We start from the raw sequence: 20,007 nt of genomic DNA on the forward strand, positions 1-20,007 counted from the left end.
CATATCCATGAGACCAGAGCGAAAGGGGCGTTGACCCTCGGCCTGCGGCCTCACCCCAGGATATTTTGGGCCAGAAGAACAGCAGGGCTTGTCAGGTTCGGCGGAAGGTCAAGTAATGGGGGGTGCGGCCTTCGCGCAGGGCTTTTTGTTCGTAGCGGGTCGAAATCCAGTCATCCCAAGGCGTGCGCCAGTCTGCGGGACGTTCACCCAACCATTCAAAGCCTGCGCGCGGGACCTCTTCCAGCGTTTGGCGCACGTAATCGGGGATGTCGGTGGCGACGCGGAACTCGGCCCCTGGTTTCAACACGCGGTGGAAGGGTTCAAGGTATTCGGGTGTCACGAAGCGGCGGCGGTGGTGTCGTTTCTTGGGCCATGGGTCCGGGTACAGCAGAAAGGCCTTGTCGATGCTGTGCTCGGGCAGCACGTCGAACAGGTCACGCACATCGCCCGGATGCACAGCGATGTTTTCGCACCCCGCCTTTCGGATCTTACCCAAAAGCATGGCGACGCCGTTGATGTAAGGCTCGCAGCCGATAATACCAACGTCCGGGTTGGTTGCGGCTTGATGCACCATGTGTTCACCGCCGCCAAAGCCTGTTTCCAGCCAGGCCGGCTTGCCACCGAAAAGGGCGTTCAGGTCAAGCTGGATGCGGTCGGGGTTTTCGTCCCAATCAACTGCACCGGGGCTGAGGGCGGCAAGATCCTTGTCCAAATACTCTTGCTGACTGTCGCGCAGGCCTTTGCCCTTTAGGCGGCCATAAAAATTACGCCACGGTGCGCCCGAGCGATGCTTGTTCGGTGTGGGGTCATCTTGTGTCATGGCCGCGCCTATGCCGTGCAAATGGCGGTCACGTCAAGTGACGGACCGCCCTTCTGTAGCTGCTAGTTTGCCAGTGTTTGGGTCAGACAGCTTTTGTGATTGCATCAACCAAGTCGGTTTTTTCCCAGCTAAACCCGCCATCTGCATCAGGCGCGCGCCCGAAATGCCCATAGGCAGCGGTGCGCTGGTAAATCGGTTTGTTCAGGCCAAGATGTTCACGAATACCACGTGGTGTCAGATCCATGACCTGCCCGATGGCCTTTTCGATCACGCTTTCATCCACTTCGCCTGTGCGATGTGTATCAACAAGAATTGACAAAGGATGCGCGACGCCGATGGCGTATGACAGTTGCAGTGTACAACGCTTTGCCAGACCTGCAGCCACGATGTTCTTGGCAAGATAACGCGAAGCATAGGCTGCAGAACGGTCCACTTTGGTCGGATCTTTTCCCGAGAACGCGCCGCCGCCATGTGGTGCTGCTCCGCCATAGGTGTCTACGATGATCTTGCGGCCGGTCAATCCAGCGTCCCCATCCGGGCCGCCGATCACGAATTTGCCCGTTGGGTTAACATGCCAAACTGTGTCATCCGTCAGCCAACCATCAGGCAGAACGTCACGGATATGCGGGGCAACCCGCTCGCGAACGTCTTCCGGGGACATCGTTGCGTCCAGATGCTGAGTGGACAGCACAAGCGATGTGACTTCAACAGGCAGGTCATTTTCATAACGCACAGACAGTTGCGATTTGGCGTCCGGGCCCATCCAGCCTTCTGAACCGTCCTTGCGCAGTTCTGCCAGTCGACGCAAAATGGCATGGCTATATTGCAGCGGCGCAGGCATCAACGCGTCGGTTTCGACTGTGGCATAGCCGAACATGATGCCTTGATCGCCCGCGCCTTCTTCTTTGTTCTCTGCTGCGTCCACGCCTTGGGCGATATCGGCGGATTGAGCATGTAGATAGCTATCGACATTCAGGTTGGCCCAGTGGAACCCTTCCTGTTCATAGCCGATATCACGGACGCATTCGCGCGCGATGTCTTCGACGCGCTGGATGACGCTTGCAGGGCCGCGCACCTCACCGCCAATCACAACGCGGTCGGTGGTTGCAAAGGTTTCGCAGGCAACGCGCGCCTGAGGATCTTCTGCAAGGAAGGCGTCAAGAATGGCGTCCGAGATACGGTCACAGACCTTGTCGGGGTGGCCTTCGGAAACGGATTCCGAAGTGAATACGTGGTTCTTACGTGTCATGAAAAGTGCTCCGATTTATAAGCCCTCACCACGTCAGGAAGCCGTTGTGGCGGGATATGTCTTGGCGTTACATCGCAAACCAACTGTGGTCAACGCGCTTTTACGACGCGGCGGACCAACAGGCTGCATAATGCAACAGTGATCAGCACAGCCAATGGCATGTCACCATGGCGGGAATAAGGCGTGGTTTGATCAGCGCCAGGCAAAGGTTGGTCAAGAAAGCCAGCCTGACCCAGCGCAAGGGTGGCCCGCAACTGGCCGCGTGCGTCGATCACGGCTGATATACCCGTATTGGCGACCCGGATTACTGGAAGACCAAATTCGATCGCACGAAAACGGGCTTGGGCAAGGTGCTGATACGGCATGGTATAGTCACCAAACCACGCATCATTCGTTGCGTGTAGGATCCAGTCCGCCCGTTCAGGAACTGCAAGGATATCCCTCGGAAACACCGCCTCGTAACAAATCAGCGGCAACGCTGCGCCCGCCAACCCTGTATCCAACAACCGTGCGCCCGGCCCTGCCGAGTAGCCGTTTCCGGCACGCGAGGCGAAAGCGCTGATGCCGAATTGCTCCAGCCAATCGCCGAGCGGAATGTATTCGCCGAAGGGCACCAGATGGTGCTTGTCATAGGTCGCCTGCACCTGCCCTTCAGGGTCAATCAGCGCGAGGCTGTTGTAGTATTGCATCGCGTCGCCACGCTGCACTCCGAACAGCACCGGTGCACCTTGTGCTGCTTCGGCCATGACGATGCGCAGGTCATCAGTCCAATCCAACAAAGTTGGCACAGCGGTTTCAGGCCAGATCACCAAATCGGGACGCGGTTGCCCGGGTGCCGGCTCGGCTGCCGTGAACTCTATTTGACGGGTAACGAAATCATAAGCGTGGTCGGGATCCCATTTCAGATGTTGCGGCGCGTTGGGCTGGACAAGACGCAGTGTTACATTACGATCCGCTGGCAGCGGATTTTGTCCCCGCGTCACACCAACAACCAGACCACCGACCACAAGGACCACACCCAGCGCCAACAACGTAAAACGCGTGCGTATGCTCGCTCCCGTTGCCGAAAACCGTGCCATCAGCACCGCCAACAGAATGGTCGCCGCGCCCAAGCCGCTGGCCCCAACATAACTGGCCAGTTGAGCATATGTTGTATCAATCCAGACATGTCCCGGATTGCCCCAGGGAAATCCTGTGAACAACCAGCCGCGGACCCACTCGGCCCCGGACATTGTCAGCGCGAGAGAGAGCCAGCGAAGGACCGGCGATGCCAAGCAGTGTGCCAGAGCGGCCGAAGCACCCCACAGTAGAGCCAGACCAGCCGCCATAAAAAACAATGCAAAAGGTGCCATCCACCCGTGCCGCGCGGCATCAACAAAAAAAGGTTCGACCAGCCAAGAAAGTGTAACGCCAAAATAGCCGACACCCAAAACCCAAGCGCGCAACCCAGCCTGTTTTGAGTTTTCGCTTTTCAGGACAAAATAGAAGGCAGCCGCAAGCCCGATCAACGTGAGAACGGGCCAGTTGAACGGTGCGTGACCCAACGCAGCCACACCGCCCAACGCGCAGATGGCCAAAACCGTCCGAACAGTTGCCAGACGGTTACGTTTTGTCATCAGGATTTGACGGAACCCGAACCCGCAGGCGCTTGATCCGGCGCGGGTCGGCGTCGACGACTTCGATTTCGGGACCAGCTGGGTGGGCGATCACCTCGCCGCGTGCAGGCACATGGCCCGACAGGACAAAGACCAACCCGCCCAAAGTGTCGACCTCTTCATCGTCGATATCTTCGCCAGACAGGTCAATGCCGATCTCAGCCTCGAATTCGTCCAGCGGGGTTTTGGCTTCGGCCAAGTAGCAGCCCGGTTTTTCTTCGACCCACAGCGCACCTTCTTCGAGATCGTGTTCGTCCTCAATCTCGCCGATCACCTGTTCGATCAAGTCTTCGATGGTCACCAACCCATCAACCCCACCATATTCATCAATGACAAGTGCCATGTGAATCCGCTCGGTCTGCATCTTTTGCAATAGCACACCGATCGGCATGGACGGCGGTGCATAGAGAAGCGGGCGCAACAGCTCGCGTAGTGAAAACTCAGTGGTTTTCACATCTGCAGCGCCATTGAAGCCATAGTTCAATGCGAGGTCTTTCAGGTGAACCAGCCCGTTGGGCGTGTCCAGAGTGCCGTCAAACACCGGCACCCGCGTCAGGCCGCTTTCACGAAACAATGCAACAAGATCGTCTTTTTCAATATCCACAGGAGCCGAGACAATTTCAGCCTTGGGGACCATAACATCTTCGACCCGCATTCGACGCAGGTTCATCATGCCCGGTGTGACAAAAGGGGATACGCCGTAGGTGACGGCGGGTGCGTTCTGAGGTGGCTCGCTCACTGTATCCGAGGGGCTGAGCGCCCCGACAATACGACCGAAAAACCCGGTCCTGCTACTTTCAGTTTCACTTGGCGCGCTTTGCGCCGCCTCAGAAGAACCGTCTTCGGTGTCGCCCATCTTTCCTTTTCCATATTCGCGCAAAATTGCGCAGGTTATCCTTCATATGGGTCTGAAATGCCCATCTTGCCAAGGATTTCAACCTCCAACCCCTCCATCAGGGCTGCATCTTTGTCGTCTATGTGATCATAACCCAACAGATGCAATATCCCATGCACCAATAAATGGGTCACATGAGCGGAGAATTTCTTACCTTGCGCAGCTGCTTCAAGCTGACAGATGTCATATGCAATCGCAATATCGCCCAGCTCCGGGTCTGAAGGCGAATGCGGCACGCCGCCCGGCTGGTCGGGCGCACGGTCTTCGGACGGCCAGGACAAGACGTTCGTCGGCAAAGGTTTGTCACGAAAGTCACCGTTCAGCGCCGCGATCCGTGCATCGTCACATGCCAGCAAGCTGATCTCGACCCCCTGCCCGTCAATTGGCGTCAGAGCAAGATGATCGGCCACGGCCTCCGCAGCCTGACCTGCCAGAATGCCCAGATCCACCGCCGTCCAGCGTTCATCTTCAATCACAAGATCCACATTCATGTCAGCGGTCGCGCTGCTCGCGCTCGGCCTTCTTGACCATCGCCTTTTGTGCTGCGTCGTCATAGGCCTCGATGATCTTGGCGACCAGCGGATGGCGCACCACGTCTTTCGAGGTGAAGTAATTGAAGGCGATCTGGTCGATGCCCTTCAACAGCCCTTCAGCATCGCGCAACCCGCTGTCCACACCGCGCGGCAAATCAATCTGCGTGCGGTCGCCGGTGATCACCATCCGCGACCCTTCGCCCAGTCGGGTCAGGAACATCTTCATCTGCATGGTTGTGGCATTCTGCGCCTCGTCCAGCACGACATAAGCATTGGCCAGCGTGCGCCCACGCATGAAAGCCAGGGGCGCAATCTCAATTCGCTTTTCTTCGATCAGCTTTGCCACTTGCTTGCCGGGCAGAAAATCATTCAGCGCGTCGTAAAGCGGCTGCATGTAGGGATCGACCTTGTCTTTCATGTCACCGGGCAGATAACCCAGCTTCTCGCCGGCTTCCACGGCAGGGCGGCTCAGGATCAAGCGATCCACATGCCCGCCTAAAAACATGTTCACACCCACAGCCACCGCCAAATAGGTCTTGCCGGTGCCTGCAGGCCCGATGCCGAAGGCAAGTTCGTTCTGAAACAGGTTCTGAACATAGGCTTTCTGCGCTTCGGTGCGCGGCTCAACAGTTTTCTTGCGGGTCTTGATCTCAACCGCGCCACCCTTAAACATTTCCATCTGGTCGCCGTCGCGGGTGCCCGTACCCTCGTCGGTTCCGCCCATGCGAATCTCGGCGTCGATGTCCCCGGCCTCGATCCCCTTTCCGCTTTCCAGCCGCTGATAAAGGGCCTGTAAGACCTCGACAGCTTTCGTGCGCGCGCTGGCTTCACCGAACACGGCAAGCTGATTGCCGCGCCGCACGATCTGCACGCCCAAATGGCTTTCGATATGGGTCAGGTTCTTGTCAAACTCACCGCACAGGTCGATCAACAGGCGGTTGTCGGGAAATTCAAGCAGCGCTTCTTCGGCGGTCGAGGCGTCGGGCGCAGCGGTCAGGTTTTCAAATCCCAATACGGGGTCTCCTGGTCAGATCCTATAGTGTGATGGTGCCAAGTGCAGAAGGCAGGCGCAAGCCCCCTTTGAAAATCTTCACGAACTCGACACAATAGCGAAGGCGAGATTACCCAATCAATTCGCCCGCAAGCGAATTGGTGCTACTGTCCACGATCTTCACGCGCCGTAGCTCTCCGACCCGGCCTTCTGGGGCATGGACATGCACGGCGTGCAGGTGATCGGATTTACCAACCATCTGCCCCTCAAGCCGGCCCGTCTTTTCAAATAGCACGCCAACCTCTTTACCAACCATCGCATGCTGAATGGCGCGTTGCTGGTCGGTCAGCATAGCTTGCAACCGGTGTAGGCGATCCGTGGCAATCGCGTCATCCACCAGCGTGCGTTCGGCGGCTGGCGTGCCGGGGCGGGTCGAGTACTTGAAGCTATAAGCCTGTCCGTAGTTCACCTCGCGGATCAGGGACATCGTATCCTCGAAATCCTGATCGTCTTCTTCGGGGAAGCCGACAATGAAATCGCCCGACAGCAGAATATCGGGTCGCGCTTCACGGATGCGTTCGATGAGGCGCAGATAACCGTCCGCCGTGTGGCTGCGGTTCATCCGCTTCAGAATCTTGTCAGACCCCGACTGAACCGGCAGGTGCAGATATGGCATCAGCTTGGCACATGTCCCATGTGCCTCGATCAAATCATCGCTCATATCGTTAGGATGCGAGGTCGTGAAGCGGATGCGCTCCAACCCGTCAACGTCATTCAGCGCCCAGATGAGCTTTGCCAATGACCAGTCGCCCCCCTCGCCCGCACCGTGATAGGCGTTGACGTTCTGGCCCAACAGCGTGATCTCTCGCACACCGCGTTCGACCAGGTCGCGGGCTTCACGCAGGATACGGTCAACCGGGCGGCTGACCTCTGCTCCGCGGGTATAAGGCACCACGCAGAACGCGCAGAATTTGTCACAGCCTTCTTGCACTGTCAGAAACGCTGATGGATTACGGGCTGCTTTCTTTGTCCCGTGCCGCACGGGCAGGTGTTCGAACTTGTCTTCCTCGGGGAAATCGGTGTCTAACGCCTTTTCGCCCTTCGCCACCTGTTCCATCATCTGGGGCAGACGGTGATAGGTCTGCGGTCCGACCACCAGATCGACCATCGGCTGACGGCGTATGATCTCTTCGCCCTCAGCCTGCGCCACGCAACCAGCTACACCGATTTTCAGGTCAGGTTTTTCCGCCTTTAATCCTTTGAAACGGCCAAGTTCGGAATATACCTTCTCGGCCGCTTTTTCGCGAATGTGACAGGTGTTCAGCAGGATCATATCCGCATCGTCGGGCGTGTCAGTCTGCACATACCCGTCTGCGCCCAGCGCTTCGGCCATGCGTTCGCTGTCATAGACGTTCATCTGACAGCCATAGGTGCGAATGAAGAGTTTTTTAGGGTCGGACATGACGCGCATTTCCTGCTGTATAAGGCTGTGGATCAGGTCCCGTGTCCTATAGCAAAGCGCAACATGCCGCAACGCTTGCAAAAGGCTTTGATTTCATAGCATTTTGGCAAAAACGCCGCAGAATCCTGCGACCGGTAAGAGAGCGTGATGCGATATAACGGCCTGACAGATTTCCTGAGCACTGGCGCCAAGGCGCTGGCAAAGGGGCCTGTCGCGATGATATTTGTCGAAGACTTAATCGAAGTTGAAAGCACTATTACCCACCACCAGAACGCTGGCTTCGCCGAGGTGCTGGTGTTCGCGCCGGACGTGCTCGAGCTGCCCGACGCGATTGAAAACACGATCCACCGAATCCCCTATGCCGTCGCCCGCGAAGGGGCATTGCAGCACGCAGTTAACAAGATCATCGACGCTGCCCCCGGCATCTGGCTGTATTATTGTTTCAACGCTGAATATCTGTTCCATCCATTCTGCGAAACCCGTTCGATCGGAGAGCTTTTGGCCTTCCACACAGAAGAACGGCGCAACTCGGTCTTGACCTACGTCGTGGACCTTTATGCCGACGACCTGTCGCACTATCCGAACGCTGTGTCTCTGGATCATGCATATCTGGACAAATCGGGCTATTACGCATTAGGCCGCCCGGACGCAGACGGCAATCCGCGTGAACGTCAGTTGGAGTTTTTCGGCGGGCTACGTTGGCGGTTTGAGGAGCACATCCCGCCCGCGCGACGAAAGATCGACCGAATCTCGATCTTTCGCGCAAAGAAGGGTCTGAAACTGCGCCCCGATCACACGTTCAGTGATGAAGAATACAACACCTTTGCTTGCCCGTGGCACAACAACATCACGGTTGCGATTGCGAGCTTCAGAACAGCCAAAGCTTTGAAATCAAACGCGGGATCAACTTTCGAGATTTCAAGCTTCAAATGGCATAATTCGACCCAATTCAACTGGTCATCTCAACAGTTGCTCGACTTGGGATTGATGGAGCCCGGACAGTGGTTCTAGGTGAAGAAAGGGCCTCCCTTTACATCCGGTCTTAAACCTTTAGGGTCAGCCCATCACACGAGCACCCGCTGAGCAAGCGGCCTCGTCCACCAATCCCCCCCTACATCACGAGGCATCTATGACCGAAGTCACATCCGGCGCAACCGTGCGCATTCACTACACTGGAACGCTTGAAGACGGCACCGTATTTGACAGTTCCGAAGGTCGCGATCCGTTAGAGTTCACGGTCGGGTCCGGCATGATTATCCCCGGTCTGGACAATGCCCTGCCGGGTATGGTTGTCGGTGAAAAGAAGAAAGTCACAATAGCCCCGGAAGAGGCCTATGGCCCGCGTCAGGAAGAAGCGCTTCTGGAAGTGCCGCGTGGTGATATTCCGGCAGAAATTCCGCTAGAGGTCGGTTTGCAACTGCAGATGACCGGGCAACAAGGCCAGCCGGTCCCGGTGACGGTCACTGAGTTGACCGAGGAAAGTGTGACACTGGATGCAAATCACGCGTTGGCCGGCGAAACGCTGATCTTTGACTTCGAAGTGGTCAGTGTCGCGTAAACTTGCGGCCTTATGTATCAAACGCACCAACAATATAGCTGACTTTCAGTCTATTGTGAATCACCCTTGCACCATGCAGGATAAGACGATCAACAATGCGCTTCTGGAACTCAGAAAGCAGGCCATTCGTGGGAGTGGTGATGGGCTGGCACATGTTGAGGCGTTGCTGACCATGCGGGGCGTTCACATGCCCCGCGTATTGCCCGCCAAGCGCAAGGACGTGGCGCGCAAGGGTGAAATGACACAGATAGTTCTCAAGTCCCTACGCGATGGACCCAAGGCTTTACGATGCATTGTAGAAGATGTGGTGAAAGCAAGGCCGCACGTCGATCCTGACAGGTGCTACAATCGCGCGACGCAAGCGCTATACAAAATGAAGAGGCGAGGGCTGGTTGTGCAGGACTTCAGGCCGGATGGGTGTTTGTGGAAGCTGGCCCCGTAGGGCCAGCAGGAGGTAGTAATGTCAGAGCTTCAGATCACTGATGAAGGGATAGCTTCGGTTTGGGATGCGCTTACCCGTGAAATTCACGAACTCGTTGCCCCGCGTGCTCCTTTTGAGCGCATCCGTCATATGGTTGCTCATGAGATCATGAGTGTGCTTCTCGACGGAAGTCATGACATTTTCGAAGTTGTCACTTCGCCCACATCTGGGGCACGAAAAGATATCCTTCGGCTTCGGGTTAGTGGGGCCGTCCACCGCCACCTTACACTTGCCGCAAAGGACCGTTACGGTCTCACTGCTCATTAGCGAACCCCCCCAGTGCATTCTGGGCGTTAGCAGAAGGATTCAAGCCATACCTAAGGTCAGTTTCAATGCGCAGGCTCTCGGCATCGCCCGCTACAGCAATAGCAGCGATATGAGTCATGCCGAAACGCGCGGCGCGAGCGTAGCCTTGGTGAGAGCCAATCCCAGTATTCAATCTCTGTTCAAGGGATTGGGTTTCACCAACGTAAAGAGCTTCCCAACTCCCAGAAGCGATTTGCCTACAGAAGATGTAGACCCCTGAAATTGGGTTGAAAGGTGTTCCTACAGGAAACACATCGAAACGGTATCGCGAGCCGGAATGTCCGGTCCAAGTCACAGTCATACTCATCGCTTTTTCTCCTTGCGATGTGTTGGCCGACTTGACTTGTGATTCCACATATGGGTAAAAACCCAGTGAGAATTCTCAAACTTCCACCGGCCAACGGTGGTTTCATTTACGCCTGAGCCGCTCCAACGGTTCAGGCGTTTTTCTTTTACCGAATCGTGCGTGGTTGAGTCCAGCCCTTTCACCCTACATTTTGTAGTTGGGTTCAAGCCGACCGCTGCCAATAGCCCTTCCAACTACGCGACACCGGCGAACCCATCGCGTTAGATGTTACGATTTGGGCCAGCGTTCCATTGTCTGTACGGCGATTATCTTCCAGCCACGCAGCGTGGTTCGCATACTGGTAAAGGTACTGAGGCGACACGTGATGGTGCTGGCCTGACACCATGTTACGCAAGCGGCTAAAAAAGCTTTCAACCATATTGGTATGCTTGCCGTGGTCGCTGTAAATCTCGGAATGGTTCACGCGGCCAACATGGTACCCGATGTGCAGCAAGTCCCAATGGCTGGCTTCATCCGCTGACATAGTGGACATACGCGAAACGTTCTCATTTGCCAGCGCAACGCCTTCTGCCTCGGACTGGCCTACGAAAGGCAGTGTGCGGCCCTCACGCTCACGCATGGCGATCACGACGCGGCGCTTGCCTGTCTGGTGGCGTTTCAAGCGGCGATCCTTACGGTCTTTTTTGGCGTTCTCAGGGCGGATATGACCACCAAAGTATGCGCCATCAATCTCAACATGGCCTTCCAGCACTTCGCCCGTGTGGACTTCCAGCGCCATTGCTTCGCGCAACTTGTGGGCTAGAACGAAGGCTGTCTTGTACTGGCAGTCCAGATCACGGCTGAGTTGAACCATGCTCACACCTTTGGAAGCATTCACCATGATGCAGATCGCGGCCAGCAGGTCCACAAAATCCATTTTCCGCGACGCAAAGATTGTGCCGCTGGTCACGCTGAACTGGTGGTGACACGCCTTACACTTGAATTTGCGGCGCGTGGCGATCTTGTACGCCTCGTCATAGCCGCAGCATGGGCAAACAGCTTCGCCATTCGTCTCAGGCCAGCGCATCTGGCAGAACGTCGCATACGCAGCATCTTCGCCAGCTTTGTAGATGCTGCGAAGGCTAAGTGTGCGGGACGCCGCTGAAAGAAGAAAGTGCTGTGCCATTTTGTATCTTATCCATTACCTATGTAATGAATATAGTACATAGACGTATCGCACACAATACCTTATGTAATGATTATGGTACTTTTATTTATGTAGGTGTTACATGGCTGAGCAAAATGAGTGGGAATCTAAGGCTGCTAACCTTCTAAAGGCAGAATTGAAACGAGCTGGCATAACCTACGCTGAACTTGCAGAACGTATTGGCGAAAAAGAAGTGAATATCCGCAACAAGCTGTCGCGCGGCAAGTTCAGTGCGGCGTTTCTTATTCAGTCTCTAGTGGCGATTGGTCAGAATGAGCTTCGGCTGTAGGATGCACTGCGGTTATCTGAATTTCGGATGGCGTGTAGCCGTCCGAAGTCAACTTGGAAACGACAACTACATCGGCGGTAATTTGATCTTGTTGCCATAAATCGCTTGGTTGAACTGGTTCAACGATTCTGACTTTCAAGCGTCTATCCGAAATCCCGTCTGCTATTGCGGCCCACCCTACAGCACTCTTGTCTTTGTCTTGGGCATGAATTTCGAGAGTGACGTTTTCATGAGGCGTATAGCGGTCAAAATCCTGATCTTTATCGCTATCCCTAGGATATGGAACCTCTCCGACTGTGGCTTCTGGAATGCGGTCTCTGTCAAGCAAGATTGGTGCGTTCCCATCTTTTTGACTGGGCAGGAAGAAGCGTTTCGACTCTCGAACCAAGCGTTTTACTGCCGCTGGCTTTTGAAACTTAGCCTCTACGATTTTTCGTATGTCGGAGGATGATTTGCCAGTTTCGAGCGCCAAAAGATCTATCAATTCATTTAGCTTCTGACGCGGAAGGCTATCAGTGAGTGCCTTCTTTGCCATGTCGATAGCTATTCCAGTGCCGTAAAAAAGCACGGTCAAAAACACAACCGTTACGATGGTATCGTATTTGTCGCTAACTGTTAGTTTGAAGAGGTCTTCAAGCAATGGCGGAACCTCCTCTGCTAAGTCGCCCTGATAAGTTATCAATAGCGCCAGAAAGAGCGCTTCCTTGAGAGACCCTTCCGTAAGAGAGTGAACATTTAGCGAACATTCTTCGATTTGCAAGCCGTCTATCAAGCTTGGCAGCAGTGCGATGGCTTCGGAAGAGATTGCATCTGCTGCCTTGAGCGCAGCAATCACATCCCCAATGGGCGTCGGGATATTTGTCTCGTAAACTATTGAAAGCGGAACACGAATCTCTGTCATTCTCGGAGAATTGCACACCCTCAACCTTTACGGGAGTCATTTCGAACCCGCTTGGTGCGTTTGATACATAAGGCCGGATATTTTCAGCCAGAAGAAACAGGTATGCGCTATTTCCGGCGCAACCGGATCACCACATCGACCTTTGCGATTTCGGTCCCTTTAGGCGCCGTAGGCAATTGAGCGATTTTCAGATCTTCATCCGGCGCATCCATCAGTTCTTCGGTGTCTTCCCAGAAAAAATGCGGGTGATTGGTGACGTTGGTGTCGAAATAGCTGCGTGCGCCGTTCACGGTAATTTCGCGCAAAAGCCCCGCATCTGAAAATATGCGGAGCGTGTTATAAACTGTCGCAAGTGAGACCCGTTCATCGCTATCTCGCGACGCCTCATACAGGCTTTCCGCCGTCACGTGGCGATGCTGACCGTCACCAATCAGCAGCTGTGCCAAAGCAAGCCGTTGCCGGGTCGGGCGCAAACCTGCACTTGCCAGCCATGTCGCTTCTGTTGTGTCGCCGTTTTGGTTCATCAGGTCGTTGTCTCATCCGCTGCGATCGAAAGTGCTTATTGAATATAGGGCCTGAGGCACCAAAGTACCAATATTTTCTGTCCCACCAGTGTGGCTGAGCTGCCGCGCTTTGCTGGATTACCCCTTTCGCTCGCCCTTGCGTCCGGCTTGGGCCGGGTGATAGAGGGTGAAGGGAAGGAAAGCACAAGATATGGGGCGGAGGGAATGGCGGATTATCCGACGAGTTTCGACAAGGAAGATCTTCTGAAATGTGCGCGGGGTGACTTATTTGGTCCCGGTAATGCGCAGCTTCCGGCCCCGCCTATGTTGATGATGGACCGCATCACCGACATTTCGGGTGACGGAGGCGAACATGGCAAGGGCCATGTCATCGCCGAGTTCGACATCACACCCGACCTTTGGTTCTTTGACTGTCATTTTCCCGGCAACCCGATCATGCCCGGCTGTCTTGGGCTTGATGGCTTGTGGCAATTGACAGGATTCAACCTAGGTTGGCGCGGCTGGCTGGGGCGTGGCTACGCGCTTGGTGTGGGCGAGGTCAAACTGACCGGCATGGTACGCCCGGATCGCAAGATGCTGACCTACAAGATTGATTTCACCAAAGCCGTGCAGACCCGGCGGTTGACCATGGGGGTTGCTGACGGGATTGTGGAAGCTGATGGAGAAGTGATCTATCAGGTTAAGGATATGAAAGTCGCCTTGTCGGAAAGCTGACGGGACAACAGGGTTAGAGGTGCCGGGCACGAGCCGGCACCACCACGCGAAGGAGTGCGCATATGCGTCGTGTCGTCGTTACCGGTCTGGGCATTGTCTCGGCCATCGGGAACAACAAGGACGAGGTTCTGGCCTCGCTCAAGGCTGGCAAATCCGGCATTACCGCCAATCAGGATATGATCGACCATGGGTTCCGCAGCCAGATCGCCGGGATGCCCGATATCGACATCGCCGCTCATGTGGACAAGCGTGCCCTTCGGTTCATGGGGCCTGGTGCGGCTTATGCACATATCGCGATGACGCAGGCGATTGCCGATGCAGGCCTTGGCGAAGATGACGTGGTCAACCCGCGCACGGGGCTTGTCGCCGGTTCTGGCGGCCCATCGACCAGCGCGATGTTTGCAGCCCACCAGACGGCGCTGAAAACCGGTGCGACCAAGCGGATCGGACCATTTGCTGTGCCCAAATGCATGGGCTCGACCATTTCCGCGAACCTTGCGACCGCATTCAAAATCAAAGGGATCAACTATTCCATCACCTCAGCCTGTTCGACCAGCCTGCACTGCATCGGCAATGCGGCCGAGCAGATCATGATGGGCAAGCAGGACGTGATGTTCGCGGGCGGCGGCGAAGAGCTGGACTGGACTCTGTCCTGCCTGTTTGACGCGATGGGTGCGATGTCGTCGAAATACAATGACACGCCGGAAAAAGCCTCGCGCGCGTTTGATGCCGATCGCGATGGGTTCGTCATTGGTGGTGGTGGCGCGATTTTGGTTCTGGAGGATCTGGACCACGCCAAGGCGCGCGGCGCAAAAATCTATGCAGAGGTTACCGGCTATGGCGCCACATCAGACGGCCACGACATGGTGGCCCCGTCGGGCGAAGGCGGCGAACGGGCAATGCGACTGGCGCTACAGTCCCTGCCCGATGATCGAAAAGTGGGATATATCAACGCGCATGGCACCTCGACCCCCGTGGGTGATGTCGGAGAAGTTGAAGCCGTGCGGCGCGTCTTTGGCCAGGGGACAACCCCGCCAATTAGCTCGACCAAGTCGATGACCGGGCACAGTCAAGGTGCCACCGGCGCACAAGAGGCTGTCTATTGCCTGCTGATGTTGGAACATGACTTTATCACCCCATCGATCAACGTTGAGACCCTTGATCCGGAAATCAGCGAGGGCGAGATCGCAACCACACTGATCGAGAACGCTGGGCTGGACACGGTGATGACTAACAGTTTCGGGTTCGGCGGGACCAATGGCTCGATGCTTCTGAGCAAATACCGCGACTGATGTTTGAAACAAGACCGAGGAACTGACATGGCAGGGCTGATGCAAGGAAAACGTGGCCTCATCATGGGGGTTGCCAACAACCGGTCCATCGCGTGGGGCATAGCGCAGGCGATGGCAAATGAAGGCGCAGAGCTTGCGTTTTCTTACCAGGGCGACGCGTTCGGACAACGTGTTCAGCCGCTGGCAGCTTCCATTGGGTCCGATCTTCTGGTCGATATGGATGTGACCAATGATGAGGCGTTGGACAAGGGGTTTGATGCACTTTGGTCCAAGTGGGACAGCATCGATTTTTTGGTGCACGCCATTGCCTATTCCGACAAGAACGAGCTGACGGGCCGATTTGTCGACACCAGCCGGGCAAATTTCAAGAATTCGATGGATATCAGCTGCTATTCCTTGATCGAGGTTGCGCGCCGCGCCGCACCCAAGATGGCCGAAGGCGGGACCATCCTGACCCTGACTTACGGCGGATCGAACCGTGTAACGCCCTTCTATAACGTGATGGGAGTCGCGAAGGCCGCGCTGGAAGCCTCGGTGCGCTATCTTGCCAACGACCTTGGCCCCGACGGTATCCGTGTGAACGCCATATCACCCGGCCCGATGAAAACTCTGGCAGGGGCAGCAATTGGTGGGGCGCGCAAGACCTTCCGGCACACAGAAGCCAATTCGCCCATGCGTCAGAATGCGACCTTGGAAAGCATCGGGGGCACGGCCGTTTATCTGGCGTCTGAATACGGCGCCTGTACAACCGGCGAGATCATCACGGTTGATTGTGGGTTCCATGTTCTGGGCATGCCCCAGCCTGAGAACCTTTAACAACGCAAATCATCAGATACTGAGCTTGAAGAACACCCGTCCAGTTGGGCGGGTGTTCTGGTTTGAACGCGACCCTGCCTTCTGCTTGCACCCCTTCCCCAACCGGTGCTTACTGGCGCAAGCAGATTGCGGCGAGGAACAGGTATGGAAAACTTTATCGCACGGGATGGTCTGACGCTGGCCTATCGGGATGAAGGCGAAGGGCTGCCGGTTCTGGCACTATCCGGGCTGACCCGCAATTCAGACGATTTCAACTTCGTTGCTCCGCATCTGTCAGGTGTTCGCTTGATCCGTATGGACTATCGCGGCCGCGGTGCGTCGGATTGGGGGCCGTATCAGACCTATACCGTCCCGCAAGAGGCCGATGACGCGCTGATGCTGCTTGATCATCTGGGCATTGATCGTGCTGCCATCCTTGGCACATCACGCGGAGGCCTGATCGCGATGGGGATTGCGGTGGCTGCGAAAGACCGACTTCTGGGGGCGTGTCTGAATGATATTGGCCCGGTAATTGACCCGCGCGGACTGGATTACATCAAGGGATTCCTGGGACGGCAGCCCTCTGCCCGGTTCTACAAAGACGCCGCCAACGCCCGCGCGCAGATTATGGAGGCATCAGGCTTTCGCAATGTCCCATCCGGGCGCTGGGACGCCGAGGTGCGCCACCTGTATTCGCAAACCGAAACCGGGTTGAAAAACCGATACGATCCGGCCCTGCGCGAGGCTGTTCTGGAAGCAGGCGCACAACCTGCACCCGATCTATGGCCCTATTTTGACGCGCTGCACGACCTCCCTGTGGCGCTAGTCCACGGCGAAAACTCGGACATCCTGACCGATGCGACTGTCGAAGAGATGCGGCAAGGCAACCCTGACCTTCGCTATGGTCGGGTTGCGGATCGTGGTCACGTTCCGTTTCTGGACGAACCCGAAGCATTGGAAACAATCCACAAGTGGCTAGAGGACTTGCGATGAAAATTGACGATATTCGAGCCGCCGACATCTGCCTTGAGGGGTATGTGCACCGCACACCTCTGCTCACCTCGTCCTTTCTGGACGACATCGCCGGCAAGCGGGTTTTTGTAAAGCCCGAATGCCTGCAACACACAGGAAGTTTCAAGTTTCGTGGCGCATGGAATGCGATCTCGAAACTGACGGACGCGCAGCGCAAGCAGGGTGTGATCGCCTTCTCATCCGGCAACCATGCGCAAGGGATCGCAATGGCAGCCACAGCCGTCGGTGCACCCTCAGTCATTGTCATGCCTTCAGACGCCCCCCGCCAGAAGATCGACAACACCCACGCACTCGGGGGCGAAGTCGTGTTGTATGATCGCGTCAGTGAAGATCGAGACCAGATCGGTGCAAAGATCGCTTCGGATCGGGGACTGACCCTGATCAAGCCGTTTGACAATTACGATGTGATTGCCGGACAAGGCACGGTGGGGCTTGAGATTGCCCGAGAGGCACGGGCGGCGGGTGTTGACGCGGCGTCGGTGCTGGTGCCCTGCGGCGGGGGTGGGCTGACTGCGGGCATCGCGCTTGCGTTGGAAGCAGAGGCACCCGATTTTCGGGCCATCCCGGTCGAGCCTGAAGGGTTTGACGATGTCGCCCGGTCGCTGGCATCTGGCAAGATTGAACGCAACGCGCGCTTGTCGGGGTCGATCTGTGATGCAATCATCACCCCATCACCGGGCGAATTGACATTCCCTATCTTGAAGCGCCTGTGCAGCCCCGGATTGGTAGTGCAGGAAGCCGAGTGCCTGCACTCCATGGCCGCCGCATTCAACTGCCTGAAGATCGTCGTTGAGCCCGGCGCGGCGGTGGCTCTGGCGGCTGCTCTTTTCCACGCCGAACAGATCGACAGTGATACCGTCATCGCAGTCGTATCGGGCGGTAATGTTGACGGACCAGTCTTTGCCGATGCATTGACCCGTTACGCCTGATCGGAGGACCACATGACAGATTTCACAATCGCCTCGTTCAACGTAAAGAACCTGATCGGGCCGGATCAGGAATATTACGAGTTTCAGCGCTACACACCCGAAGAATACGCGTGGAAACGAGACTGGATGGCGGATCAACTCATGGCCTTGGATGCCGACATCATCGGGTTTCAGGAGATTTTTGAAGAAGATGCCCTGCGCGATGTGATTGGCGAGGCGAACAAACGTACCGCTGCGCTGAACGCGGCGACGATCCCTGACAAAAGCAAGGGTTATCACCGCAAGGCGATCTTTCGCAAACTGGCGATCCGGCCATGGGACATGGATCATTTGGCCTTTGCGCCCAATGCCGCCGATGAAGGTCCCGGTCAGCGCAGACCCGGCGTGGCGATCCTGTCGCGCTTCGGGTTCGCCGAACCACCGCAGGTCATTCAGGATTTGCCCGAGCCTCTGACCATCCCCTTCACCGCCCTTCGCGGGCTTGAGGGTGAGGCTGGGCACTATACCCTTAAGCGACTGTCACGCCCCATCCTGCGTGCGCGCATTCCCATCGGCGACAAGGTGATCACCGTATTCAATTGCCACCTGAAATCAAAACTGGGCGAATATATCCGCCCAGCTGGTGCGGAATTTGCGCCTGAGGAGGACCTGACCAACTATGACCCGGTGGGACGCGCCCTTGGGGCCGCCCGCGCCGCCATGCGCCGCATGGCCGAAGCCTGGGTTCTGCGCAGTTTCATTGTCGAAGAGCTGCGCCAGAACAACCCTGTCGTGGTTCTGGGGGATTTCAATGATGGCGAACACGCGGTCAGCTCGGAAATCATCTCGGGCGAAGTGCCGTTCAAGAACTACGCGTGGATGTTGCGACATGACGCGGATTCTGACCGTGATCGTTACTCCAAAGAGGAAAGCATCCAGATCACTCGCGCGGTCGAATCGGTTCGCCTGCATTCGGCCGAAAAACTGTTCGTGCGCAAATCCTTGCGCGACATGGTCTATACGTCTGCCTTTGCCGGGGTATTTGAGAGTATCGACCAAATCTACCTCAGCCGTCATTTCCACCCCGACAACGCCGAGCGCATCGCAGACATGACATATTTCAGTGTGTTGAACGACCATATCACTGATGGCTCACATCCAGAGGCGCCATACAACAAGCTGGCGTCCGATCACGGGCAGATCATGGCCTATCTAACGCTTCGCGAAGAGGAGCGCAGAGACGAGGACAAAAAACGCGGATGATCATCATTCCCGATGACAATGGCCTGACCCTGCATGCCGTCGAAAGCGGTTCTGTGACTGGTCCCGCCGTGGTCTTTGCGCATGCTCTTGGATCGGATCTCACCATGTGGGACGCAGTGGTGGCGAAGCTGCCGCAAAGTCTGCGCCTGATCCGCATGGATATGCGCGGCCATGGCAAAAGCCCCTGTCCCGAAGGCCCGTATCCGATGGGCGATCTTGTCGGCGATGCTGCGCGTTGTCTGGATCGGCTGGGCGTAAAGGATTGCGTCGTTGTCGGGTTGTCCATTGGCGGTATCATCGCGCAAGGGTTGGCTGCAGAACGGCTGGACCTGGTGCGCGGTCTGGTGATGTCCAACACGGCGGCCAAAATCGGCACGCCCTCGATCTGGGAGGACCGGATCAAAGCGGTGCGTGACGGAGGGTTCGACACGATGGTCGAGGCCACGATGCAGCGCTGGTTTTCTCGCGCAACCCATCGGGACCATCCTGAGGTCGTGAACGTCGCCCGCGCCCGCATGCACGCCACACCAATTGCCGGATACCTTGGGTGCATGGAGGCCATTGCCAATACCGATCTTTACGAAAGCACCGTCCGCCTGCGCCTGCCCACGCTGGTCATCGCAGGGTCGGAAGACGGTTCGACCCCCGCCGATCTGGTGCGTGAAACCGCCGGATTGATCCCCGGTGCCCAGTTCCATCTGATCCGGGGTGCAGGTCACATGCCACCAGTCGAAAATCCAGATGAATTCACCGAAATTCTGTCCTCGTTTTTGGTCAGTATCGGCCATCGTTGACCCACTGCACCATTTGTCTTTTCAAGGCCAGGTATTCACGCTTGGCAATCAC

23 protein-coding genes and 1 riboswitch are annotated in these 20,007 nt (G+C 56.4%); of the genes, 12 read left to right on the forward strand and 11 right to left on the reverse strand.

Annotated elements, in window-relative coordinates; translation table 11 throughout:
• Positions 1 to 91 precede the first annotated feature (91 nt).
• The 7 genes from MWU51_RS10910 to miaB all read right to left on the reverse strand — a co-directional run bounded on the left by MWU51_RS10910 (position 92) and on the right by miaB (position 7,605).
• Positions 92 to 820 carry a tRNA (guanine(46)-N(7))-methyltransferase TrmB gene (locus MWU51_RS10910; protein WP_247037143.1) on the reverse strand — a complete coding sequence of 243 codons (729 nt, stop codon included), beginning with the start codon at positions 818 to 820 and terminating at the stop codon, positions 92 to 94.
• An 82-nt stretch (positions 821 to 902) separates the two neighbouring features.
• The gene (metK, locus tag MWU51_RS10915; protein WP_247037145.1) at positions 903 to 2,069 is read right to left on the reverse strand and encodes a methionine adenosyltransferase; all 1,167 of its coding nucleotides are present in this window, start codon (positions 2,067 to 2,069) and stop codon (positions 903 to 905) included.
• Between the two features lie 6 nt (positions 2,070 to 2,075).
• Positions 2,076 to 2,125: riboswitch (SAM-SAH riboswitch) on the reverse strand.
• A gap of 33 nt (positions 2,126 to 2,158) precedes the next feature.
• Entirely contained in the window at positions 2,159 to 3,685 is a 1,527-nt protein-coding gene (gene lnt / locus MWU51_RS10920; RefSeq protein ID WP_247037148.1) for an apolipoprotein N-acyltransferase, read from the reverse strand.
• Positions 3,672 to 4,580, reverse strand: coding sequence for a hemolysin family protein (locus MWU51_RS10925; protein WP_247037150.1), 909 nt, complete (start codon positions 4,578 to 4,580; stop codon positions 3,672 to 3,674). The genes lnt and MWU51_RS10925 overlap by 14 nt, the downstream gene beginning before the upstream one ends.
• 35 nt (positions 4,581 to 4,615) lie before the next feature.
• The gene (gene ybeY, locus MWU51_RS10930) at positions 4,616 to 5,110 is read right to left on the reverse strand and encodes an rRNA maturation RNase YbeY (protein WP_247037152.1); all 495 of its coding nucleotides are present in this window, start codon (positions 5,108 to 5,110) and stop codon (positions 4,616 to 4,618) included.
• 1 nt (position 5,111) lies between these two features.
• The gene (locus MWU51_RS10935) at positions 5,112 to 6,164 is read right to left on the reverse strand and encodes a PhoH family protein (RefSeq protein WP_247037154.1); all 1,053 of its coding nucleotides are present in this window, start codon (positions 6,162 to 6,164) and stop codon (positions 5,112 to 5,114) included.
• Between the two features lie 109 nt (positions 6,165 to 6,273).
• Positions 6,274 to 7,605, reverse strand: coding sequence for a tRNA (N6-isopentenyl adenosine(37)-C2)-methylthiotransferase MiaB (gene miaB / locus MWU51_RS10940; protein WP_247037156.1), 1,332 nt, complete (start codon positions 7,603 to 7,605; stop codon positions 6,274 to 6,276).
• 147 nt (positions 7,606 to 7,752) lie between these two features.
• Between miaB and MWU51_RS10945 the strand changes: the two genes are divergently transcribed.
• From MWU51_RS10945 to MWU51_RS10960, 4 genes are all read left to right on the forward strand, one after another.
• The gene (locus tag MWU51_RS10945; RefSeq protein ID WP_247037158.1) at positions 7,753 to 8,616 is read left to right on the forward strand and encodes a hypothetical protein; all 864 of its coding nucleotides are present in this window, start codon (positions 7,753 to 7,755) and stop codon (positions 8,614 to 8,616) included.
• Positions 8,617 to 8,734: 118 nt separating this feature from the next.
• Positions 8,735 to 9,163: a peptidylprolyl isomerase gene (locus MWU51_RS10950; RefSeq protein WP_247037159.1), complete on the forward strand. Its 429-nt coding sequence runs from the start codon at positions 8,735 to 8,737 to the stop codon at positions 9,161 to 9,163.
• A 73-nt stretch (positions 9,164 to 9,236) separates the two neighbouring features.
• Positions 9,237 to 9,605 (forward strand): hypothetical protein, encoded by a 369-nt coding sequence (locus MWU51_RS10955; RefSeq protein ID WP_247037162.1) that lies wholly within the window; start codon positions 9,237 to 9,239, stop codon positions 9,603 to 9,605.
• 18 nt (positions 9,606 to 9,623) lie between these two features.
• Positions 9,624 to 9,911 carry a hypothetical protein gene (locus MWU51_RS10960; protein WP_247037164.1) on the forward strand — a complete coding sequence of 96 codons (288 nt, stop codon included), beginning with the start codon at positions 9,624 to 9,626 and terminating at the stop codon, positions 9,909 to 9,911.
• Here the strand turns inward: MWU51_RS10960 and MWU51_RS10965 are convergent.
• Both MWU51_RS10965 and MWU51_RS10970 read right to left on the reverse strand, forming a co-directional pair.
• Entirely contained in the window at positions 9,898 to 10,257 is a 360-nt protein-coding gene (locus MWU51_RS10965; protein ID WP_247037166.1) for a hypothetical protein, read from the reverse strand. The two genes, MWU51_RS10960 and MWU51_RS10965, sit on opposite strands and share 14 nt — an antisense overlap.
• A 202-nt stretch (positions 10,258 to 10,459) precedes the next feature.
• Complete coding sequence (locus MWU51_RS10970) at positions 10,460 to 11,422, reverse strand: IS1595 family transposase (RefSeq protein ID WP_247037168.1); 963 nt, start codon at positions 11,420 to 11,422, stop codon at positions 10,460 to 10,462.
• A gap of 103 nt (positions 11,423 to 11,525) precedes the next feature.
• Between MWU51_RS10970 and MWU51_RS10975 the strand changes: the two genes are divergently transcribed.
• On the forward strand, positions 11,526 to 11,732 hold the full coding sequence (locus MWU51_RS10975) for a DUF6471 domain-containing protein (protein ID WP_247037170.1): 207 nt from the start codon (positions 11,526 to 11,528) through the stop codon (positions 11,730 to 11,732).
• On the opposite strand, the gene MWU51_RS10980 is transcribed toward MWU51_RS10975, so the two are convergent.
• Positions 11,686 to 12,633 (reverse strand): hypothetical protein, encoded by a 948-nt coding sequence (locus MWU51_RS10980; protein ID WP_247037172.1) that lies wholly within the window; start codon positions 12,631 to 12,633, stop codon positions 11,686 to 11,688. The two genes, MWU51_RS10975 and MWU51_RS10980, sit on opposite strands and share 47 nt — an antisense overlap.
• A gap of 107 nt (positions 12,634 to 12,740) precedes the next feature.
• Complete coding sequence (gene irrA / locus MWU51_RS10985) at positions 12,741 to 13,157, reverse strand: iron response transcriptional regulator IrrA (RefSeq protein WP_247037173.1); 417 nt, start codon at positions 13,155 to 13,157, stop codon at positions 12,741 to 12,743.
• 204 nt (positions 13,158 to 13,361) lie between these two features.
• Between irrA and fabA the strand changes: the two genes are divergently transcribed.
• The 7 genes from fabA (at position 13,362) to pcaD (ending at position 19,955) form a co-directional block, all read left to right on the forward strand.
• Complete coding sequence (fabA, locus tag MWU51_RS10990) at positions 13,362 to 13,871, forward strand: bifunctional 3-hydroxydecanoyl-ACP dehydratase/trans-2-decenoyl-ACP isomerase (RefSeq protein WP_247037174.1); 510 nt, start codon at positions 13,362 to 13,364, stop codon at positions 13,869 to 13,871.
• A gap of 62 nt (positions 13,872 to 13,933) precedes the next feature.
• Positions 13,934 to 15,163: a beta-ketoacyl-ACP synthase I gene (gene fabB / locus MWU51_RS10995; protein ID WP_247037175.1), complete on the forward strand. Its 1,230-nt coding sequence runs from the start codon at positions 13,934 to 13,936 to the stop codon at positions 15,161 to 15,163.
• Positions 15,164 to 15,190: 27 nt separating this feature from the next.
• On the forward strand, positions 15,191 to 15,979 hold the full coding sequence (locus MWU51_RS11000; RefSeq protein ID WP_247037176.1) for an enoyl-ACP reductase: 789 nt from the start codon (positions 15,191 to 15,193) through the stop codon (positions 15,977 to 15,979).
• A 144-nt stretch (positions 15,980 to 16,123) separates the two neighbouring features.
• Positions 16,124 to 16,951 carry an alpha/beta hydrolase gene (locus MWU51_RS11005; RefSeq protein ID WP_247037177.1) on the forward strand — a complete coding sequence of 276 codons (828 nt, stop codon included), beginning with the start codon at positions 16,124 to 16,126 and terminating at the stop codon, positions 16,949 to 16,951.
• On the forward strand, positions 16,948 to 17,919 hold the full coding sequence (locus MWU51_RS11010) for a threonine/serine dehydratase (RefSeq protein WP_247037178.1): 972 nt from the start codon (positions 16,948 to 16,950) through the stop codon (positions 17,917 to 17,919). The genes MWU51_RS11005 and MWU51_RS11010 overlap by 4 nt, the downstream gene beginning before the upstream one ends.
• 12 nt (positions 17,920 to 17,931) lie before the next feature.
• A complete protein-coding gene (locus tag MWU51_RS11015; protein ID WP_247037180.1) occupies positions 17,932 to 19,161 on the forward strand; it encodes an endonuclease/exonuclease/phosphatase family protein in 1,230 nt (409 codons plus the stop codon).
• Positions 19,158 to 19,955, forward strand: a complete 798-nt coding sequence (pcaD, locus tag MWU51_RS11020) for a 3-oxoadipate enol-lactonase (protein ID WP_247037182.1) — start codon at positions 19,158 to 19,160, stop codon at positions 19,953 to 19,955. The genes MWU51_RS11015 and pcaD overlap by 4 nt, the downstream gene beginning before the upstream one ends.
• Positions 19,956 to 20,007 lie beyond the last annotated feature (52 nt).

The organism is Aliiroseovarius sp. F47248L, from assembly GCF_023016085.1.
Lineage (GTDB): Bacteria > Pseudomonadota > Alphaproteobacteria > Rhodobacterales > Rhodobacteraceae > Aliiroseovarius.

Bases quoted from the DNA above. Each gene is read 5' to 3' on its own strand.
- MWU51_RS11000 (WP_247037176.1), top strand. From the start codon at position 15,191: ATGGCAGGGCTGATGCAAGGAAAACGTGGCCTCATCATGGGGGTTGCC.
- MWU51_RS11015 (WP_247037180.1), top strand. From the start codon at position 17,932: ATGACAGATTTCACAATCGCCTCGTTCAACGTAAAGAACCTGATCGGG.
- MWU51_RS11010 (WP_247037178.1), top strand. From the start codon at position 16,948: ATGAAAATTGACGATATTCGAGCCGCCGACATCTGCCTTGAGGGGTAT.
- ybeY (WP_247037152.1), bottom strand. From the start codon at position 5,110: ATGAATGTGGATCTTGTGATTGAAGATGAACGCTGGACGGCGGTGGAT.
- MWU51_RS10955 (WP_247037162.1), top strand. From the start codon at position 9,237: ATGCAGGATAAGACGATCAACAATGCGCTTCTGGAACTCAGAAAGCAG.
- MWU51_RS10970 (WP_247037168.1), bottom strand. From the start codon at position 11,422: ATGGCACAGCACTTTCTTCTTTCAGCGGCGTCCCGCACACTTAGCCTT.
- fabB (WP_247037175.1), top strand. From the start codon at position 13,934: ATGCGTCGTGTCGTCGTTACCGGTCTGGGCATTGTCTCGGCCATCGGG.
- MWU51_RS10980 (WP_247037172.1), bottom strand. From the start codon at position 12,633: ATGACAGAGATTCGTGTTCCGCTTTCAATAGTTTACGAGACAAATATC.
- MWU51_RS10950 (WP_247037159.1), top strand. From the start codon at position 8,735: ATGACCGAAGTCACATCCGGCGCAACCGTGCGCATTCACTACACTGGA.
- miaB (WP_247037156.1), bottom strand. From the start codon at position 7,605: ATGTCCGACCCTAAAAAACTCTTCATTCGCACCTATGGCTGTCAGATG.
- lnt (WP_247037148.1), bottom strand. From the start codon at position 3,685: ATGACAAAACGTAACCGTCTGGCAACTGTTCGGACGGTTTTGGCCATC.
- fabA (WP_247037174.1), top strand. From the start codon at position 13,362: ATGGCGGATTATCCGACGAGTTTCGACAAGGAAGATCTTCTGAAATGT.
- pcaD (WP_247037182.1), top strand. From the start codon at position 19,158: ATGATCATCATTCCCGATGACAATGGCCTGACCCTGCATGCCGTCGAA.
- MWU51_RS10945 (WP_247037158.1), top strand. From the start codon at position 7,753: ATGCGATATAACGGCCTGACAGATTTCCTGAGCACTGGCGCCAAGGCG.
- MWU51_RS10925 (WP_247037150.1), bottom strand. From the start codon at position 4,580: ATGGGCGACACCGAAGACGGTTCTTCTGAGGCGGCGCAAAGCGCGCCA.
- metK (WP_247037145.1), bottom strand. From the start codon at position 2,069: ATGACACGTAAGAACCACGTATTCACTTCGGAATCCGTTTCCGAAGGC.
- MWU51_RS10960 (WP_247037164.1), top strand. From the start codon at position 9,624: ATGTCAGAGCTTCAGATCACTGATGAAGGGATAGCTTCGGTTTGGGAT.
- irrA (WP_247037173.1), bottom strand. From the start codon at position 13,157: ATGAACCAAAACGGCGACACAACAGAAGCGACATGGCTGGCAAGTGCA.
- MWU51_RS11005 (WP_247037177.1), top strand. From the start codon at position 16,124: ATGGAAAACTTTATCGCACGGGATGGTCTGACGCTGGCCTATCGGGAT.
- MWU51_RS10910 (WP_247037143.1), bottom strand. From the start codon at position 820: ATGACACAAGATGACCCCACACCGAACAAGCATCGCTCGGGCGCACCG.
- MWU51_RS10975 (WP_247037170.1), top strand. From the start codon at position 11,526: ATGGCTGAGCAAAATGAGTGGGAATCTAAGGCTGCTAACCTTCTAAAG.
- MWU51_RS10965 (WP_247037166.1), bottom strand. From the start codon at position 10,257: ATGAGTATGACTGTGACTTGGACCGGACATTCCGGCTCGCGATACCGT.